At 67.2% G+C, this 18,489-nt stretch carries 18 protein-coding genes; 8 read left to right on the top strand and 10 right to left on the bottom strand.

Annotated elements, in window-relative coordinates; all coding sequences use genetic code 11:
• The first annotated feature begins 28 nt into the window (after positions 1-28).
• Genes aceF through lpdA form a run of 3 tightly spaced genes read left to right on the top strand, consistent with a single transcriptional unit; the run spans position 29 to position 4,088 of the window.
• On the top strand, positions 29-1,687 hold the full coding sequence (gene aceF / locus ACSQ89_RS17800) for a dihydrolipoyllysine-residue acetyltransferase (protein ID WP_436296306.1): 1,659 nt from the start codon (positions 29-31) through the stop codon (positions 1,685-1,687).
• Positions 1,684-2,274: an MFS transporter gene (locus ACSQ89_RS17795; RefSeq protein ID WP_436292720.1), complete on the top strand. Its 591-nt coding sequence runs from the start codon at positions 1,684-1,686 to the stop codon at positions 2,272-2,274. Before aceF ends, ACSQ89_RS17795 begins: the two co-directional genes overlap by 4 nt.
• Entirely contained in the window at positions 2,271-4,088 is a 1,818-nt protein-coding gene (gene lpdA / locus ACSQ89_RS17790) for a dihydrolipoyl dehydrogenase (protein ID WP_436292721.1), read from the top strand. Before ACSQ89_RS17795 ends, lpdA begins: the two co-directional genes overlap by 4 nt.
• A gap of 61 nt (positions 4,089-4,149) precedes the next feature.
• On the opposite strand, the gene ACSQ89_RS17785 is transcribed toward lpdA, so the two are convergent.
• Entirely contained in the window at positions 4,150-4,746 is a 597-nt protein-coding gene (locus ACSQ89_RS17785) for a C40 family peptidase (RefSeq protein ID WP_436292722.1), read from the bottom strand.
• A gap of 255 nt (positions 4,747-5,001) precedes the next feature.
• Here ACSQ89_RS17785 and ACSQ89_RS17780 point away from each other — a divergent pair, with 255 nt between their 5' ends.
• Entirely contained in the window at positions 5,002-6,063 is a 1,062-nt protein-coding gene (locus tag ACSQ89_RS17780) for a PQQ-dependent sugar dehydrogenase (protein ID WP_436292846.1), read from the top strand.
• A gap of 72 nt (positions 6,064-6,135) precedes the next feature.
• Positions 6,136-6,735: an isochorismatase family protein gene (locus ACSQ89_RS17775; protein ID WP_093108134.1), complete on the top strand. Its 600-nt coding sequence runs from the start codon at positions 6,136-6,138 to the stop codon at positions 6,733-6,735.
• A gap of 15 nt (positions 6,736-6,750) precedes the next feature.
• On the opposite strand, the gene ACSQ89_RS17770 is transcribed toward ACSQ89_RS17775, so the two are convergent.
• The gene (locus tag ACSQ89_RS17770) at positions 6,751-7,680 is read right to left on the bottom strand and encodes a LysR family transcriptional regulator (protein ID WP_436292723.1); all 930 of its coding nucleotides are present in this window, start codon (positions 7,678-7,680) and stop codon (positions 6,751-6,753) included.
• Positions 7,681-7,786: 106 nt separating this feature from the next.
• Between ACSQ89_RS17770 and ACSQ89_RS17765 the strand changes: the two genes are divergently transcribed.
• Positions 7,787-9,313, top strand: a complete 1,527-nt coding sequence (locus ACSQ89_RS17765) for a CoA-acylating methylmalonate-semialdehyde dehydrogenase (RefSeq protein ID WP_093108130.1) — start codon at positions 7,787-7,789, stop codon at positions 9,311-9,313.
• A gap of 24 nt (positions 9,314-9,337) precedes the next feature.
• Here ACSQ89_RS17765 and ACSQ89_RS17760 read toward each other — a convergent pair whose 3' ends face one another.
• The 5 genes from ACSQ89_RS17760 to ACSQ89_RS17740 are packed head-to-tail and all read right to left on the bottom strand — an operon-like array spanning position 9,338 to position 13,613.
• The gene (locus tag ACSQ89_RS17760; RefSeq protein WP_436292724.1) at positions 9,338-9,886 is read right to left on the bottom strand and encodes a TIGR00725 family protein; all 549 of its coding nucleotides are present in this window, start codon (positions 9,884-9,886) and stop codon (positions 9,338-9,340) included.
• Positions 9,837-10,661, bottom strand: coding sequence for an ABC transporter permease (locus tag ACSQ89_RS17755; RefSeq protein WP_436292725.1), 825 nt, complete (start codon positions 10,659-10,661; stop codon positions 9,837-9,839). Before ACSQ89_RS17755 ends, ACSQ89_RS17760 begins: the two co-directional genes overlap by 50 nt.
• Before the next feature lie 3 nt (positions 10,662-10,664).
• On the bottom strand, positions 10,665-11,744 hold the full coding sequence (locus ACSQ89_RS17750; RefSeq protein WP_436292726.1) for an extracellular solute-binding protein: 1,080 nt from the start codon (positions 11,742-11,744) through the stop codon (positions 10,665-10,667).
• Between the two features lie 43 nt (positions 11,745-11,787).
• On the bottom strand, positions 11,788-12,816 hold the full coding sequence (locus tag ACSQ89_RS17745) for an ABC transporter ATP-binding protein (protein WP_436292727.1): 1,029 nt from the start codon (positions 12,814-12,816) through the stop codon (positions 11,788-11,790).
• A complete protein-coding gene (locus ACSQ89_RS17740; RefSeq protein WP_436292728.1) occupies positions 12,813-13,613 on the bottom strand; it encodes an ABC transporter permease in 801 nt (266 codons plus the stop codon). Before ACSQ89_RS17740 ends, ACSQ89_RS17745 begins: the two co-directional genes overlap by 4 nt.
• Positions 13,614-13,759: 146 nt before the next feature.
• On the opposite strand from ACSQ89_RS17740, the gene ACSQ89_RS17735 reads away from it, so the two are divergent.
• A complete protein-coding gene (locus tag ACSQ89_RS17735; protein ID WP_436292729.1) occupies positions 13,760-14,668 on the top strand; it encodes a LysR substrate-binding domain-containing protein in 909 nt (302 codons plus the stop codon).
• Between the two features lie 40 nt (positions 14,669-14,708).
• Here ACSQ89_RS17735 and ACSQ89_RS17730 read toward each other — a convergent pair whose 3' ends face one another.
• Positions 14,709-15,839 carry a 3-deoxy-7-phosphoheptulonate synthase gene (locus ACSQ89_RS17730; RefSeq protein WP_436292730.1) on the bottom strand — a complete coding sequence of 377 codons (1,131 nt, stop codon included), beginning with the start codon at positions 15,837-15,839 and terminating at the stop codon, positions 14,709-14,711.
• A gap of 109 nt (positions 15,840-15,948) precedes the next feature.
• Here ACSQ89_RS17730 and ACSQ89_RS17725 point away from each other — a divergent pair, with 109 nt between their 5' ends.
• On the top strand, positions 15,949-16,980 hold the full coding sequence (locus ACSQ89_RS17725; protein ID WP_093108128.1) for an isocitrate/isopropylmalate dehydrogenase family protein: 1,032 nt from the start codon (positions 15,949-15,951) through the stop codon (positions 16,978-16,980).
• Positions 16,981-17,024: 44 nt separating this feature from the next.
• Here ACSQ89_RS17725 and ACSQ89_RS17720 read toward each other — a convergent pair whose 3' ends face one another.
• Complete coding sequence (locus tag ACSQ89_RS17720; RefSeq protein ID WP_436292731.1) at positions 17,025-17,180, bottom strand: helix-turn-helix domain-containing protein; 156 nt, start codon at positions 17,178-17,180, stop codon at positions 17,025-17,027.
• Positions 17,159-18,364 (bottom strand): helix-turn-helix domain-containing protein, encoded by a 1,206-nt coding sequence (locus tag ACSQ89_RS17715; protein ID WP_436292732.1) that lies wholly within the window; start codon positions 18,362-18,364, stop codon positions 17,159-17,161. The genes ACSQ89_RS17720 and ACSQ89_RS17715 overlap by 22 nt, the downstream gene beginning before the upstream one ends.
• Positions 18,365-18,489: the final 125 nt, after the last annotated feature.

Below are 18,489 nucleotides of genomic sequence, written 5' to 3'. Positions count from 1 at the left end.
ACTGCGCCTCTAGGGCGGGAGACACTTTATGGCAACAGTGGAAGTCAAGGTGCCGGACATCGGCGATTTCGATGAAGTCGCAGTGATCGAAGTGCTGGTAAAGGTGGGCGATTCGGTAAAGGCCGAGCAATCGCTCATCACGGTGGAGTCGGACAAGGCCTCGATGGAAATTCCGTCGAGCCAGGCCGGCGTCGTGAAGGAACTCAAGGTCCAGGTCGGCAGCAAGGTCAAGGAAGGCTCGGTCGTGCTGGTGCTCGAAGGCGAGGGCGCAGCTGCGGCACCTGCTGCATCCGCGCCGCCGGCCGCGGCACCGGCGCCGGCAGCAGCTGCACCAGCGCCGGCTGCGGCTGCTCCGGCCGCTGCCGCGGCCACAGGCCCGGTCGAGGTCAAGGTGCCGGACATCGGCGACTTCAAGGATGTCGCGGTGATCGAGGTGCTGGTGAAGCCGGGCGACACCATCAAGGAAGAGCAGTCGCTGATCACGGTCGAGTCGGACAAGGCCTCGATGGAGATTCCGTCGTCCGCGGCCGGCGTGCTGAAGGAACTCAAGGTCAAGGTCGGTGACACGGTCAACATCGGGGACCTGATCGCGGTGGTCGAAGGTTCGGGCGGCGGCGCTGCCGCCGCTCCGGCGCAGGCGGCCGCGGCGCCTGCGCCGGCGAGCGCATCGGCGCCTGCGCCGGCAGCCGCTCCGGCGGTATCCGCTGTCCCGGCTGCCGCGCCGCCCGCGCACGATCCGACGGTCGCCCCCAGCGGCAAGCTGCCGCATGCATCGCCCTCGGTACGCAAGTTCGCACGCGAAATCGGCGTGCCGCTCGAGGAAGTCAAGGGCAGCGGGCCCAAGGGCCGCGTCACGCAGGAAGATGTCCAGAACTTCACCCGCGCGGTGATGAGCGGCGCGGCCAGCACCAAGGCCTCGGCGGCCAAGGCGCCCGCGGGCGGCGGCGGTGAAGCGCTCGGCCTGCTGCCCTGGCCCAAGGTCGACTTCACCAAGTTCGGCACTGTCGAGCGCAAGGACCTGTCGCGCATCAAGAAGATCAGCGGTGCCAACCTGCACCGCAACTGGGTGATGATCCCGCACGTCACCAACAACGACGAAGCCGACATCACCGAGCTCGAAGCTTTCCGCGTTTCGACCAACAAGGAAAACGAGAAGTCCGGCGTCAAGGTGACGATGCTGGCTTTCGTGATCAAGGCAGTGGTTTCGGCGCTGAAGAAGTACCCCGAGTTCAACACCAGCCTGGACGGCGACCAGCTCGTCTACAAGCAGTACTTCCACATCGGCTTCGCGGCCGACACGCCCAACGGGCTCGTGGTGCCGGTGCTCAAGGATGCCGACAAGAAGGGCGTTCTGCAGATCAGCCAGGAAATGGGCGAGCTCGCCAAGAAGGCGCGCGACGGCAAGCTCGGCTCGGCCGACATGCAGGGCGGCTGCTTCTCGATCAGCTCGCTCGGCGGCATCGGCGGCACGCACTTCACGCCCATCATCAACGCGCCCGAAGTCGCGATCCTCGGCCTGTCCAAGAGCGCGACGAAGCCGGTGTGGGACGGCAAGGCCTTCCAGCCGCGCCTGCTCCTGCCGCTGTCGCTGTCGTACGACCATCGCGTCATCGATGGCGCTTCGGCCGCCCGGTTCAACGCTTACCTGGGCCAGGTCCTCGCCGACTTCCGCCGCGTTCTCCTATGACCACGGTGGTGGCCGTCCGTAAAGGCGGTCAAGTGGTGATGGCGGCCGATGCGCTCGTGACCTTCGGAGACACGCGGCTGTCGTCCAACGCCGAGGCGAACCAGAAGCTCTTCCGGGTCGCCGACGCGGAGGGCGAGAGCGTCTTCGCCGTCGCCGGCGCGGCCGCGCACTTCCTGGTGCTGCAGCAGGCGCTGGCAGCCCAGCCGGCGGATGCGCTGCGCTTCGGCAGCAAGGACCAGATCTTTCGCACCTTCACGCTGCTGCATCCGGTGTTGAAGGAGTCCTTCTTCCTGCAGACCAAGGAAGACGAGCACGATCCCTACGAATCGAGCCAGTTCACGATGCTGCTCGCCAACCCGAGCGGCATCTACGGGATCTACAGCTACCGCGAGGTCTTCGAGTTCAAGCAGTTCTGGAGCATCGGCTCGGGACGCAGCTTTGCGCTCGGCGCCATGCATGCGGCCTACGACAAGGCGCGCTCGGCGCGCGAGATCGCGGAAGCCGGCGTCGCCGCGGCCTGCGAATTCGATCGCAATTCGGCGGGCCCCATCGACGTTCTCACACTCAAACTGAAGGTGTCCAAATGAGCGAACAGCAAATCAAGGTGCCGGACATCGGCGATTTCGACGAAGTCGCGGTGATCGAGGTGCTAGTGAAAGTGGGCGACACGGTGAAGGCCGAGCAGTCGCTGATCACGGTGGAGTCGGACAAGGCTTCGATGGAGATCCCGTCGTCGCATGCCGGTGTCGTCAAGGCGCTGGCCGTGAAGGTGGGCGACAAGGTGAGCGAAGGCTCGGTGGTGCTGACGCTGGATGTGGCCGAAGGCGCCGCTGCGCCGGCACCCGCGCCGGCAGCGCCGGCCCCGGCACCCGCCGCAGCGGCACCGAAGCAGGCCCCAGCGCCCGCACAAGCTCCCGCCGTGGCGTCGGGCTACACCGGCTCGGTCGATCTCGAATGCGATCTGTTGGTGCTGGGCGCCGGCCCCGGCGGCTATTCCGCTGCCTTCCGCGCGGCCGACCTCGGCCTCAAGGTGGTGCTGGTCGAGCGCTACGCGACGCTGGGCGGCGTCTGCCTCAACGTCGGCTGCATTCCTTCGAAGGCCTTGCTGCACGTGGCCGCGGTGATCGACGAGGTCAAGCATTTCGCCGACCTCGGCATCAGCTACGGCGAACCCAAGGTCGACCGCGCCAAGCTGCTCGGCCGCAAGAACAAGGTGGTGGGCAAGCTCACCGGCGGCCTCTCCGCGATGGCGAAGATGCGCAAGGTGACGACGGTGCGCGGCATCGGCGAGTTCGTCGATCCGTACCACGTCAAGGTGCAGGAAACCACGGGCGACGGCAAGGCCACCACCGACAAGGCACAGACGGTCAAGTTCCGCCACTGCGTCATCGCCGCCGGTTCGCAGGCCGTGCATCTGCCCTTCATGCCCAAGGACCCGCGGGTGGTGGATTCGACCGGCGCGCTGGAGCTCGGCGTCGATCCCAAGCGCATGCTGATCCTGGGCGGCGGCATCATCGGCCTCGAGATGGGCTCGGTCTACTCCACGCTGGGCGCGCGGCTCGACGTGGTCGAGATGCTCGACGGCCTGATGCAGGGCGCCGACCGCGACCTGGTCAAGGTCTGGCAGAAACTCAACGCGCCGCGCTTCGACAACATCATGCTGAAGACCAAGACGGTCGGCGCCGAAGCCACCAAGGACGGCATCCGCGTCAGCTTCGAAGGCGAGCAGGCACCCAAGGAGCCGCAGCTCTACGACCTGGTGCTGCAGGCCGTGGGCCGCAGCCCCAACGGCAAGAAGATCGGTGCCGAGAAGGCCGGCGTGAACGTCAGCGACCGCGGCTTCATTCCGGTCGACATCCAGATGCGCACCAACGTGCCGCACATCTTCGCCGTCGGCGACATCGTCGGCCAGCCGATGCTGGAGCACAAGGCGGTGCACGAGGCGCACGTGGCGGCCGAGGTGATCGCCGGCGAGCAGAAGGGCGACAAGGAACTCGCGAGCGCGGCCTTCAACGCCCGCGTGATCCCCAGCGTGGCCTACACCGACCCCGAGATCGCCTGGGTGGGGCTTACCGAAGACCAGGCCAAGGCCGAAGGCGTGAAGATCGAGAAGGGCCTGTTCCCGTGGACGGCTTCGGGTCGCGCGATCGCCAACGGCCGCGATGAGGGCTTCACCAAGCTGCTGTTCGACGCCGAATCGCATCGCATCGTCGGCGGCGGCATCGTCGGCACGCATGCCGGCGACATGATCGGCGAGATCGCGCTGGCGATCGAGATGGGCGCTGACGCGATCGACATCGGCAAGACGATCCACCCGCATCCGACGCTCGGCGAGAGCATCGGCTTGGCAGCGGAGGCCGTGCATGGCCACTGCACGGATTTGCCGCCGGTCAAACGCTGAAGGCATCCGCCAAAAAAAAAGAACCCGCCGACGGCGGGTTTTTTTGGGTGAACTCTCCGACTCAGTCGCCCGTATTGGCGTTGATCTCGCCCTGCGCCGCCTGCACGCGACGGGCACCGCTGAAGCGGCGCTGCCAGTAGCTTCCACTCATGTCCTCGACGCGGACCTGCGCGCCGGGCTTGGGAGAGTGAATGAACTTGCCTTCGCCGACGTAGATGCCGACATGGCTGAACGCGCGGCGCATGGTGTTGAAGAACACGAGGTCGCCGGGCTTGAGTTCGCTGCGATCGATTTTCTGGGTGGCGGCGGCCTGTTCTTCGGCGCGGCGCGGGAGCAGGTGGCCGACCGTCTGGTTGTACATCGCGCGCACGAAGCCGCTGCAGTCGAAGCCGGTTTCCACCGTGTTGCCGCCGCGGCGGTAGGGGACGCCCAGAAAACCGATGGCGGTAACGACCAGATCGGAGGTGCGATCGACGACGGTTTGGCGAACCTGCTGAAGCTGATTGATCAGCCCCTTGTCGGCAAGCAGGGAATCCAGTTCTTCGGTACGGTCTTGTTGCGGTGCGGCATGGGCGGCAAATGCAATCAAGAGGCAGGCGGGTAGGAGAAATCGCATGGCACGTAGGATATGGATGACAAATAGCGATGTCAATTTCATGCGGATTCGGGATTCTGCACGCAACCCATTGTCCTGGCTACGTTTTTTACATTCGCTGATTTTATGAAATGTAAAGCTCTCCGTTATCAGCCATAAGTTGTTCCGTGATGTAAAGCGAAAGTTTTTAGTTATGGGTGATACTTTTTCGCCTGGTGCGCTTTCACTCATTTCGAAGGATCTCTCATGAATTCATCGAAAGTATTCAAGATGGTTCGGTTTCGGATTGCGTTGCTCTCGGGTCTGGCGATCGCCGCAATGGGTGTCGCGATGGCGGCGCCGCGGCCGGAGGTGGTCGCTTCGGGTCTCGAAAATCCCTGGGGCGTGGGCTTTCTTCCCGACGGCCGCTTCCTGGTGACCGAGAAGTCCGGCCGCATTCGCGTCGTCGGTGCTGACGGCAAGCTGGGTGCGCCCGTGGCCGGGCTGCCCGCCATCGCCACCGGCGGCCAGGGCGGGCTGCTGGATGTGCTGGTGGACTCGGCCTTCGCCAGGAACAGGACCTTCTATTTCTGCTTCTCCGAACCCGAGGCGGGTGGCTCGGCCAACAGTACGGCCCTGGCGCGTGCGCAGCTGTCGGCCGACGGCAGCCGTCTCGAAGGCCTGAAGGTGATCTTCAGCCAGCGCCCCAAGGTCGCCAGCCGCCACCATTTCGGCTGCCGCATTGTCGAGGCCAAGGACGGCAGCCTGTTCCTGACGCTGGGCGATCGCTTCAGCCGCAAGGAAGACGCGCAGAAGCTCGACAACCACCTGGGCAAGCTCGTGCGCATCGCCAAGGACGGCAGCGTGCCCGCGGACAACCCCTTCGTCGGTCGAGCCGGTGCGCTGCCCGAGATCTGGAGCTATGGCCATCGCAACGGCCAGGGCGCCGCGCTGGCGCCCGACGGAAAGCTCTGGATGCACGAGCACGGTCCGCAGGGCGGCGACGAGATCAACATCCCCGAGGCCGGCCGCAACCACGGCTGGCCGGTGATCACCTATGGCGAGAACTACGGCGGCGGCAGGATCGGCGACGGCATCACGCGCAAGGACGGGCTGGAGCAGCCGCTGCACTACTGGGTGCCTTCGATCGCGCCCTCAGGCATGGCCTTCCTGACCAGCGATCGCTACGGCACGGGCTGGAAGGGGAATCTCTTCGTGGGATCGCTCAAGTTCGGCTACCTGGATCGCATCGAGCTCAAGGACGGCAAGGTCGTCGCCGAGCACAAGCTGCTGGAGGACGGCAGGGCGCGCATCCGCGATGTGAAGCAGGGGCCCGACGGGCTGCTCTATGTGCTGACGGACGAGTCCGACGGCAAGCTGCTGCGCTTGCGGCCGAACTGAGCGGCCCGATCGGGCCGCTCAGTTCGGTGGTACGGTCTAGCCCCCTCGCTTTTTCGTGAAAGACTCCGCCTCATGCTGCTCGATGCATCGCAATCCCAACTGGTCCTGGTCGACTACCAGGCGCGCCTGATGCCGGCGATCTTCGAAGCGGAGGCCGTGGTCGAGAACGCGGTGCGGCTCGGCCGGATGGCCCGCCTGCTCGAGGTGCCGGTCTGGGGCACCGAAGAAAACCCCTCGAAGCTCGGCGAGAACCTGGCCGACATCCGCGCGCTGTGCCAGCGCACGCTGGCCAAGATGCATTTCAGCGCGGCGGAAGAGGGGCTGGGCGAATGGCTGCGCGCGCCTGCCAAGGCCCCCCAGGGCAATGCACGCAGTCTACCCAAGCACTTGCAGAAGGCGGCGGCCGCCGAAGAGCGCAACACCATCGTGATCGCGGGCTGCGAAGCCCACGTGTGCCTGCTGCAGACCGCCCTCGATCTGCTCGAGGACGAGTTCGAAGTCTGGGTGGTGACCGATGCCTGCAGTTCGCGCACGGAGCGCAATCGCGATGCGGCCTTCGACCGCCTGGCCGGCGCCGGTGCGGAACTCGTCACCACGGAGATGGTCGGCTTCGAGTGGCTGCGAACGGCCGAGCATCCGCGCTTCGATGAAGTGCTGGCGCTGATTCGCTAGCGAAGCGCGGCCGCGTCAGGCCGCGAAGCCCGCCGCGAAGGCCTCTCGCAGATGGGAGACGAAAGCCTCCACCGCGCGCGGCACATGGGCGGAATAGGGGCGAATCGCATACAGGCGCTCGCCGAAAGCGCCCACCGGCCGCCATTGCGGCAACACCTCTACCAGCCTGCCCGCCTGCAGGCCGGATTGCGCGCTGAAGTCCGGCAGCAGCGCGATGCCTAGACCTGTCGCCGCCCCATCGCGCAGCGCCTCGCTGTTGTTGGCGGCGAACGGGCCGCTGACCGGCACCGTCGCCTGTTCGCCATCGGCGTCGCGCACGAAGCTCCAGGCGGGCGTGTCCTGCGTCCGCGGGTAGTGCAGGCAGTCGTGCTTCGCCAGGTCCTGCGGCAGTTCCGGCACGCCGCGGCGGCGCAGGTAGGCGCGACTCGCGACCAGCACCGAGCGGGTGGGCGCCAGCATCCACGCCACGTGCGTCTCCGGCGGCGCGGCGGTGTGCCGCACGGCGAGATCGAAGCCTTCCATCGCGAGCGAGCGCAGGCGATCCGACATGTCCAGCTCCAGGCGCACTTCCGGGTAGGCACGCAGGAAGTCTGCAAGGCGCGGCACCAGCTGCTGGCGCGCGAACGCCACCGGCGCCGTCACCCGCAGCAGGCCGCGCGGCGCGCTGGCCAGGTCGCGTACGCTGGCGAAGCTGTGCGCGATCCGCTCGAAAGGCGCGCGCATGTCGTCGACCAGGCGCTGGCCGGCCTCGGTGAGGCGCACGCTGCGCGTGGTGCGGCGCACCAGCGGCACGCCGGCGGCGCGCTCCAGCTCGGCGATGCGCTGGCTCATGGCCGCCTTGCTGACGCCCAAGCGGGCCGCCGCCGCCGTGTAGCTGCCTTGCTGCTCCAGGACGATCAGCCAGTGCAGATGGGTCCAGAGCAGTTCAACTTTTTTGTCATCCATGGCTCTATTGTTCACTAAGGCAAACAATCAATTCAGCGCCAGCGCCTAGGCAACAGCGGCGCGGCTTTCTAGACTGGCCGCCATTCCCTCCACTACCGGCCCGGCCATGACCACCAAGATCTCCGTTCCCACCCCGATCGCGCACTACATCGCGGGCCGCCGTGCCGGCGGAGCTTCGTCGCGTACCCAGGACGTCTTCAATCCCGCCACCGGTGCCGTGACCGGCAATGTCGCGCTGGCCAACCGCGCCGACGTCGATGCGGCGGTGGCCGCCGCGCAGGCCGCCTTTCCGGCCTGGGCCGACACGCCGCCGATCCGCCGCGCGCGCGTGATGTTCAAGTTCCTCGAGCTGCTCAACCGCCATCGCGACGAGCTCGCTCATCTGATCACGGCCGAGCACGGCAAGGTCTTCACCGACGCGCAGGGCGAAGTCACGCGCGGCATCGACATCGTCGAGTTCGCCTGCGGCATCCCGCAATTGCTCAAGGGCGACTACACCGACCAGGTCTCCACCGGCATCGACAACTGGACGCTGCGCCAGCCGCTCGGCGTGGTGGCCGGCATCACGCCCTTCAACTTCCCGGTGATGGTGCCGATGTGGATGTTCCCGGTCGCGATCGCGGCCGGCAACACCTTCGTGCTCAAGCCCAGCCCGACCGACCCCAGCGCCTCGCTGCGCATGGCCGAGCTGCTCAAGGAAGCGGGCCTGCCCGACGGCGTGTTCAACGTCGTTCAGGGCGACAAGGAGGCGGTCGACGCGCTGATCGAGCATCCCGATGTCAAGGCGATCAGCTTCGTCGGCTCGACGCCGATCGCGAACTACATCTACGAGACCGGCGCGCGCCACGGCAAGCGCGTGCAGGCGCTGGGCGGTGCCAAGAACCACATGGTGGTGATGCCCGACGCCGACATCGACCAGACGGTGGACGCGTTGATCGGCGCGGGCTACGGCTCGGCCGGCGAGCGCTGCATGGCGATCAGCGTCGCGGTGCTGGTGGGCGACGCGGCGGACAAGATCATGCCGAAGCTGATCGAACGCGCGAAGACGCTCAAGGTGCTCGACGGCGAGAACCTCGCGGCCGAGATGGGCCCGATCGTCACGCGCGCGGCGCATGAGCGCATCACCGGCTACATCGCGCAGGGCGAGAAGGAAGGCGCGAAGCTGGTGGTCGACGGCCGCCGCTTCGATGCCGCGCAGGCAGGCGAGGGTTGCGCCAACGGCTTCTGGATGGGCGGCACGTTGTTCGACCACGTCACGCCCGAGATGCGCATCTACAAGGAAGAGATCTTCGGCCCGGTGCTTTCCTGCGTGCGGGTCCACGACCTGAAGGAGGCCGTGGACCTGATCAATGCCCACGAGTTCGGCAACGGCGTCGCCTGCTTTACGCGCGACGGCAACGTGGCGCGCGAGTTCTCGCGCCGCGTCCAGGTCGGCATGGTGGGCATCAACGTGCCGATCCCGGTGCCGATGGCCTGGCACGGCTTCGGCGGCTGGAAGAAGAGCCTGTTCGGCGACATGCACGCCTATGGCGAGGAAGGCGTGCGCTTCTACACCAAGCAGAAGTCGATCATGCAGCGCTGGCCCGAGAGCACGCCCAAGGGCGCCGAGTTCGTGATGCCGACGGCGAAGTAAGCGGCACTCCGCCGTTTCGGATCCTCAGGCAAGCAGGCAGGCCGCGACCCTGCCCAGCAGCTCGTCCACGTTCTCGGCGGGCACAGCGCCGGGCAGCGGGACGTCGCCGTACATCACGAACACCGCCTTGCCCCATTTGAGGCCGAGCGCCATTTCCGACAGCGTTCCCATGCCGCCGCCGATCGCCACCAGGCACACGCCGCTGCGCGCGATGATGGCGTTGCGCATCTCGCCCATGCCGGTCGGCACGGCCACGCTGAGCCATTCGTTGGCGGCGCGGTCGTCCTCTTCAGGCAGGATGCCGAGCGCGATGCCGCCCGCCTCGACGGCGCCGCGCGAGGCGGCAGCCATCACGCCGCCGCGCCCGCCGCAGATCACGGCCATGCCCGCGCGTGCAAGATGCCAGGCCACCGCGTAGGCGGCATCGCATTCGCGCAGGCCGCCATCGCCGGGCCCGATCACGGCCACCGGCTGCCGGTGGTGCGCCGGTCCCCGCTGCCTTTGCGCCAGGCGCTCGAGCGCCTCAATGACCGGCACCGACAGCACCGCGTTCGCGTCTGCGCGTAACGACATCACCTGCTCCCATCACGATCACACACACCACCATCAGCACCAGCGACAAGGCTGCTGCCATCGAGAAGTCCGACCCGCCGTCGCTGACCTGGGCCAGCAGCATCAGCGGAAGAATGTTCAATTGCGTTCCCACCAGCGCCAGCGCGGTACCGTAGGTGCCCATCGCCAGCGCCGCCACCAGGCAGGCATTGGAGAGCACCGAAGGCGCGACCTCCGGCACCACGGTATCCCGGAACGCTCGCGCGCGCGAGGCGCCCAGCGTGCGCGCCGCCAGCAGCGGCCGCGTGTCGAGGTTGGCGAACACCGGATAGAGCGAGAGCGCCACGCGCGGGATCAGGTAGTACGCATAGGCAAAGCCCAGCCCCGACACGCTGTAGATCCAGCTTCCGACCTCGGCCGGATCGGCGCCCAGTCCGGCGAGCAACTGCGTGACGAAGCCCGCGCGCCCGAACGCCAGAATGAAGCCGTAGGCGATCACCAGTCCGGAGAAGGCCAGCGGCAAGCCCAGCAGCGTCATCATCCATTGCCGGCGAGGCTCGGGCTGCCGCGCCAGTTCGATCGCGATGCAGGTGCCGACCAGGGCCGACAGCGCACCGGCCACCAGGCCGAGCGCGAGCGTGTTGCGCAGCGCGCCGTAGAAAAACGGGTTGGCAAAGAGGCGTGCGAAGGCGCCGCCGCCTTCGGCGAAGGCCTCGGGCAGCAGCGCCACCAGCGGCGCCAGAAAGAACAGCGCCATGAAGGCCCAGGCGGGCCAGGCACCGAAGCGCCGAATCATCGCCTACTTGCCCACCGTGGCCTGGGCCCAGAGGCGGTCCACCTCGGCCTTGCGCTCTGAGGCCTTGACCACATCGAGCGGACGGACCTGCGGCGCAGCCGGCATCCTGGCCGCGACATCCGGCGCGAGCGGCGTGCCGGGCACCGCAGGTCGCACGAAGCCCTGCGCGAAGAGCGACTGGCCGGCTTCGCTCATGATGAAGTTGAGCCACAGCTTGCCGGCGTTCGGGTTCGGTCCGTTCTTCACCAAGCTGATCGCGTAGGGCGCCGCCACGCTCGCTTCCTTCGGGATCACCACTTCGGCCGCGTCGCCCATGCCGTCGACGTATTTGGCCTTCAGGCCGTCGTTCTCGTAGCTGATCCAGATCGGAATCTCGCCCTTGAGGAACTTGGCATAGGGCGTGGTGCCTTCCACGCGAAGCACGTTGCCGGCCGAATGCAGCTTGCCGAGGTAGTCGGTGCCGGGCGGCACGTTGTCCACGCCGCCGCCGTTCGCGTAGGCCGCGGCGAAAGTCAGCACCTGGCCGATGCCGGTGGAGCGCGGGTCGAGGTAGACCACCGTGTTCTTGTACTCGGGCTTGAGCAGGTCGGCCCAGCTCGCGGGGATGTTCTTCACCAGCTTCTTGTTGATCAGGAAGGCGATGTTGAGCGTGTGGATGGTGAACCAGCGCCCCTCGGGCTCCTTGAACACGGCCGGCAGCTTGTCGAAGGAAACGGGCTTGAAGGGCGCGACCACGTCCTTCTTTGCGGCATCGACGGCCGAGGCGGCAAAGTAGTACGCGGTGTCGGCTTGCGGGCGGCGCCGGGTCTTCTCGAGCGCCACCACGGTCGCCGCGGAGCCGATGTCGTTGTAGGTCAGCTCGATGTCGGGGTAGCGCTTCTTGAAATCGCGGAACAGCGATTTCCAGTTGGCCCATTCGGGGCCGGTGTCGAAGGAGACGCACAGGCCCTCCTTCTGCGCTTCGGCATAGAGCGCCTTTTCGCCGGCGTAGAGCTCGGGTCCGTCGAAAGCAAAGGCGGTGCGGGCGGCGAGCGCTGCCAAGGGCAGCGAGCCGGCGGCCTGGATCAGGTGTCTGCGTTGCATGAAGTGCTCCTGGGTACGGGTTGGGATGGATGTATCGGCGGCTTCAGTCGTCCAGCAGCCGGATGTGCTCGGGCGCGACGGCGATGGCCTGGGAAGCGGCCGCGCGCGATTCGGCAAGAAAGGGCTTGCCGGCGCCGGACACCTCGAAGTCGTAGCGCGTGAGTGCGCCGAGATAGCGCTGCGCGCTGGTGCGGCCCGCCAGGCGATTGAGGGCGTCGGGTGCCGGGTCGGGCTGGACATGCTCGGGGCGGATCAGCACATGCACCGAGGTGCCCGTTGCGCGCCCCTGCGTAGCCGCCGCCAGCAGGGCGAATCCGAGGTCGATGCGGTCGGGCGCTGCCACGGTGGCCGGCAGCACGGTGGACAGGCCCACGAACTCGGCCACCGCGCGGCTGGCCGGCTGTTCGTAGATCTCGCGCGGCGTGGCGATCTGCAGCAGACGGCCGTCCTGCAGCACGGCGACGCGGTCGGCCATGGTCAACGCCTCTTCCTGGTCGTGCGTAACCAGGAGCGTGGTGGCGTTGAAGCGCTGCTGGATCGCGCGAATCTCGTCGCGCAGGCGGCCGCGCACGCCGGCATCGAGTGCCGAGAGCGGCTCGTCGAGCAGCAGCGCGCGCGGATCGATCGCGAGCGCTCGCGCCAGTGCCACCCGCTGCTGCTGCCCGCCCGAGAGCTGCGCGACCGCGCGTTGCGCGAAGCTGCCGAGGCCGACAAGGTCCAGCAGTTCCTGCGCGCGCTTGCGGCGAGCGCCGGTCGCCACCTTGCGCAGTTTGAGGCCGTAGGCCACGTTGTCCTGCACGTTCAGATGGGGAAACAGCGCATAGCTTTGAAACACCATGCCGATATGCCGCCGGTGTACCGGCTTGCCGGACAGATCCTCGCCATCCAGGGCAATGCGGCCGGTGTGACCGCTCTCCAGGCCCGACACCAGCTTGAGGAGAGTGGACTTGCCCGAGCCGCTCGGGCCGATGACGGCCACCAGCTCGCCGGTGCGCACATCGAGCGAGACGTCGTCGAGCCCGTGCGTGCTGCCGGGGTAGGTGTAGCGGACGTGATCGAGAACCAGGCTCATGCGCTTTTTTTCACGAGAGAGGAAGACAGGAAGGCCGAGGCGCTGGCCAACAGCAGCAGGATCACGGTCGATGCGCAGGCAAAACCGGTCGCGCCGTAGAAGGCCTGCAGCAGCACCACCGGATAGGTGCGGTTCTGGAAGCTGGTGAGCAGGTTCGACAGGCCGAACTCGCCGACCGAGATCGCCGCCACCATCACCAGCCCGCTGAGCAGGCTCTGGCGCAGGCTCGGCAGCACGATGCCCGCGAACTGCTGCCAGCCCGAGGCGCCCAGCGTGGCCGCAGCCTGCTCCAGCCGGTCCAGGCCGAGATGGCGCAGGTCGGCCAGCAGCGTGTTGGTGAGGTAGGGCAGCGTGTTGATCGCATGCGCTGCGATCAGCAGCGGCATCGAGCCCAGCCAGGGCAGCCAGTCGGTGTTGAACACGATCACGTAGCCGAAGCCGAGCGTGATGGCGGGCACCGCCACCGGCATGGCGCTGACGATGCGGGCCGCGAAGCTGCCGCTGCGGTGCGCGCCATGGTAGAGCGCATAGGCCAACGGCAGCGAGAGCACGGTGTTGATGGCGCAGGCCGAGAGCGCAACCACCAGGCTGTTGAAGAAGGCCTTGCGGAAGGAACTGTCCTGCCACAGGTCTACGTACCACTGGCCGGTGACGCCCTGGGGCAGCAGGCTGTTGGTCCAGCTGCCTCCCGCGCTGCCGATCACCAGCAGTGCGATCGGCAGCAGCAGGTAGAGGCCGTAAGCCAGTGCGGCGCCACGAATCAAGCTTGTCTCCCAATCTTGCGCTAGCCCGGTCATACTTTCCGGATGCTCTAGTGTTGGCTGCACAAGATCGTGTCAGCACCGGAATTCTAGGAAGACAGCGCACGCGGATGCGTGAATGTTGGATCACATCGATTGAGCAGAAGGAAAGTGTTTTTCACCGACATGTCATCTTCCGAACCATGAAACGCGACTGCCCCACCATCCAGGAATTGCTGGCCTTCGATGCCGTGGCGCGCTACGAGAGCATCACGCTTGCGGCCGGCGCCCTGTGCATCACCGTGAGTGCGGTCAGCAAGCAGGTCGCCGGGCTGGAGGCCTTCCTGGGTCGTCCGCTGCTGCAGAAAAACGGCCGCGGCGTTCAACTCACCCCTCAGGGCCGGGTCTACTGGCAGAAGGTCGCGGGTGGCTTGCGTGCGATCGAAACCGCCACCTTCGAGGCCCGATCCGGCGATGCCGGCGCCGGCCTTCTCACGCTGGCGAGCGTGCCGACCTTTCTCACCAAATGGCTGATCCCGCGGCTGCCGGCCTTCAGCCAGAAGAGCCGGCATGTGACGCTGAATTTCAGTCGCCATCTGGAGCCGACCGACGGAATTCCTGCCGGTGTCGACGCCGCCATCCGCTATGGCTCGGACGGTTGGCCGGGCGTGGTCTCCGAGTACATCGCGGGCCGCGAATTCGTGCTGATCGTCTCGCGCGCGCTGGCCGCCGGCCAGCACCGCATCGCGCAGCCGGCCGACATCCTCGGCCACACCTTGCTGCATCACGAGGGCGCGCCGACCGCCTGGCGGCAATGGGCGTCGCAGCATGGGGTGGCCGAAATACAGACCGTCGCAGGACCCCGCTTCGCTCAGTACTCCGCGCTGATACAGGCCGCACTGAACGGGCTTGGCATCGGCCTGGTGCCGAAGCTGCTGGTGCAGGAGGAATTGGCGGAGGCTTCGCTGCAGAGCCCCTGCGGCGCGCCGGTGACGGTCGACCAGGGCCACTACCTGTGCTATCGGCCGGATCGCCTGAACCTGCCCGCGTTCGCCGCGTTTCGGGAATGGCTGCTGGCGGAAGGGCAGAAGTCGCGCGGCGCCGAGGACTGAGGGCGCGCGCGGACCGCCGGCAACGAACCGCAGCTTGCGTTTAACGACGTCCGTCGGAGAGCCGCCGCCGCGCCCGAACCGCCGCGGCAAGTTCCTGCAGCACCGGCACCGTCTGCGAAAAACCGATGCATGCATCGGTGATCGACACGCCGCGCTTGAGCGCGACGCCTGGAACCAGGTCCTGCCGGCCTTCCTCCAGGTGGCTTTCGATCATCACGCCGGCGATGCGTCGCTCGCCGGCGGCGATCTGCCCGGCCACGTCCTGCGCGACGTCGATCTGGCGCTGGTACTGCTTGCTGCTGTTGCCGTGGGAGACGTCGATCATGACCTGCTCGCGCAGGCCCAGCGCGCGCAGCGCCTCGCAGGTCGCGGCCACATCCGCGGCGGCATAGTTGGGCGTCTTGCCGCCGCGCAGGATGACGTGGCAGTCGTCGTTGCCGCGGGTTTCGAAGATGGCGGCCATGCCCATCTTCGTCATGCCCATGAACGCATGCGGAGCCCGCGCCGCAAGGATCGCGTCGGCCGCGACCTTGATGCTGCCGTCGGTGCCGTTCTTGAAGCCGACCGGGCAGCTCAGTCCCGAGGCCAGCTGCCGGTGGCTCTGGCTTTCCGTCGTTCGTGCGCCGATGGCGCCCCAGGCAATCAGGTCGGCGATGAACTGCGGGCTCAGCAGGTCGAGGAACTCCGTGCCGGCAGGAAGGCCCAGCGTCGTCAGCTCCAGCAACAGGCGCCGCGCCCGCTCGAGGCCTTCGTTGATCGCGAAACTGCCGTCGAGGTGCGGGTCGTTGATGTAGCCCTTCCAGCCCACCGTGGTGCGTGGCTTCTCGAAGTAGGTGCGCATCACGATCAGCAGGTCGTCCTGCAGCTCGTCGGCCACGGCTTTCAGCCTGTGGCCGTATTCGAGCGCCTGGTCGTGGTCGTGGATCGAGCAGGGCCCCACGACCACGACGAGCCGGTCGCTGCGGCCGTGCAGCACGTCGGCGATCGCGGCGCGGCTGGCTTCCACCAGCGCGAGCGTGTCGTCGCGCACCGGCACGCGTTCCTGCAGCAGCGCAGGCGTCATCAGCGGGCGGACGGCGCCGATGCGTACGTCGTCGATGCGGGTGGTATCGATCGTGCTGTCGCGGGAGCCGATCTCGGCATCATGGAGGGGGTCGTCAAGTCTGGTCATGTGTTCGGTCGCGGCGCGGTTCATGCGTGGGGACCACCGGATTGTCCGTCGATAATCGCCCGGTCCGCGCTGCCGAATCGAGCGCTTCTTTACTTCCTGGAGTCACCCCATGTCCGATGTCATTCCCGCAACCTTGATCGCCGGGGACGGCATCGGCCCCGAGATCGTCGATGCGACGCTCGCCGCCCTCGATGCTTTGCACGCGCCTTTCGAGTGGGACCGCCAGGTTGCCGGCCTCGCCGGCGTGCAGCTGGCTGGCGACCCGCTGCCTGCAGCCACGCTGGACAGCATCCGCCGTACGCGTCTTGCGCTGAAGGGACCGCTCGAAACGCCATCGGGCGGCGGCTATCGGTCCTCGAACGTTCGCCTGCGCGAGGAGTTCCAGCTCTACGCCAATCTGCGCCCCGCGCGCACCATCATTCCCGGCGGCCGCTTCGACAACGTCGACCTGATGGTTGTGCGCGAGAATCTCGAGGGCCTGTACATCGGTCACGAGCACTACGTGCCGATCGACGGCGATCCGCATGCAGTGGCGATGGCCACCGGCATCAACACGCGCCAAGGCAGCCGCCGCCTGCTCGAATATGCATTCGAGACCGCCGTCGCGACCGGCCGCAAGAAGGTCACGATCGTGCACAAGGCCAACATCATGAAGGCGCTGACCGGCATCTTCCTGGAGACCGGACTCGAGCTGTACGAGCGCAAGTACAAGGGCAAGTTCGAACTCGACACGGTCATCATCGACGCCTGCGCGATGAAGCTGGTGCTCAACCCCTGGCAGTTCGACATGCTGGTCACGACCAACCTGTTCGGCGACATCCTGTCCGACCTGGTGGCGGGGCTCGTCGGCGGCCTGGGCATGGCGCCCGGTGCCAACATCGGCGCCGACGCGGCCATCTTCGAAGCGGTGCACGGCTCAGCGCCCGACATTGCCGGCAAGGGTGTCGCGAATCCGACCGCGCTGCTGCTGGCCGCCGCATTGATGCTCGATCACTGCAAGCTGCCGGAACTCGCGGGGCGCTTGCGCAAGGCCATCGACGAGACGCTGAACATCGACAAGGTGCGCACGGGCGACCTGGGCGGCAGCGCCGGGACCGCCGCTTTCACGAAGGCGCTGGTGAGCCGAATAGCCGGCGGCTGAGTCGTTGCCGCGCTGCGGGTGCCGCGGCCGGTGCCGCGAAAGCTTCACTTCACGCCCGGCACTGCCGACGAATCTTCGGCCCCATTGGGCCGGACGATCGCGTACTTCTTCGCCAGCTTGTTCAGCGACGCGCGCTGCATGTCGCACAGCCGCGCGGCTTCGCTGATGTTGCCGTTGGTCATCGCCAGCGCGTCTTCCACGAAGCGGCGTTCGACAACGCGTTCAGCGCCGAGCGCTTCGCTTCGCGCAATGACGAGCATGCGGCGATGGCAACACTCGACGGCGCGGCGCCCGCGCAGGCCAGCGCGGGCGCGCTCGCCAGCAGCGCATCGGCCTCGATGCAGAGGCCCGTGCTTGTCAGGTGCGCCCTGAGCAAGGTGTGCTCGAGTTCGCGCACATTGCCCGGCCACGTGAACGCGCGCAGCAGTTCGAAGCCCGCGCGGCTCACCGTCTTCGGCGGACCACCGGTGGTCCGCGCCGCCTTCTTCAGCAGATAGGGCACCAGCAGATCGAGGTCGCCGGGGCGCGCGCGCAGCGGCGGCAGTTCGACGCGGAGAACATCGAGCCTGAAGAAGAGATCGGCGCGGAATTCGCCGCGCCGCACCTGCTCGCGCAGGTCGGCGCGAGTGTCGATCAGCAGAGCCTGCGCCCGCCGGATGCGCGCGTCGAGTTGCCAGCGGTAGGGCGCCATCCCGGTCGAGGCCTTGAATGCCCGGCTGAAGTGCGACTGCGACAGACCCGCCAGCGCCGCCAACTGCCCGAGGTCGACGCGCTTGGGCAGCTGCGCGTCCAGATACTCGACGACACGCCGAAGCTGCCAGGGAGCCAGGCCCTTGTCGTCCGCGCCGGGCTCCGGTGGATGGGCGAAGAGTCGCGCCGTGATCGCTGCGGTCAGCCCGTCGCCATAGAGTTGCGTCGACGGATCGGGGTCGTTCACCGCGTCGGACAGCAGCCTGACCAGGGTCCAGATGCGATCGTCGGAAAAGCGCAGCCGCGGCGTGGCGGTCGCATCGGCGTCGAACTTGACAGCCAGCCGCTCGCCCAGCATCGCGAGATCGAAGCTCAGGGTGGCGTCCTTCACGAAGCGCGTGTCGGCGCTGTAGCCCCACATCTCCATGCCGGCCGGCGCGAAGTGCATGTGCCTGGGCATGTAGCCGATCGGACAGGGCTGGTCCTCGCGCAGGCGGGGCTCGCAGTGGCTTCCGATCTCTTCCAGCAGAACGCTGAGGCGGGTTTCGGTCTCGTAGCACAGGTGATGAACCACCCGGCCCGCGCAATGGAATTCGGTGATGTCGACGTGCACGCCGTTCCATGCGCGCCCCGACGCCGACAGGCTCAGCACATTCTCGGGCAAAGGGGTCAGGCGGGCGATGCGGGTGGACAAGGGTGGCGGCTCTGAGGTTGAGGAGTGGTCACATCGTGATTTGTATTCCAACAAACAAGAAAGCTCAAACGCTGTCTCCCTTGCACGGCTGGCGAAGCGGCTGGGCTTGCCGGGCGGCAAGCGCG

The sequence above is a fragment of the Variovorax sp. LjRoot175 genome (genome assembly GCF_964253805.1).
Classification (GTDB): Bacteria; Pseudomonadota; Gammaproteobacteria; order Burkholderiales; family Burkholderiaceae_C; genus Variovorax.
Note: the sequence above shows the minus strand (reverse complement) of the source record. Positions and strands in the feature narration are given on the sequence as shown.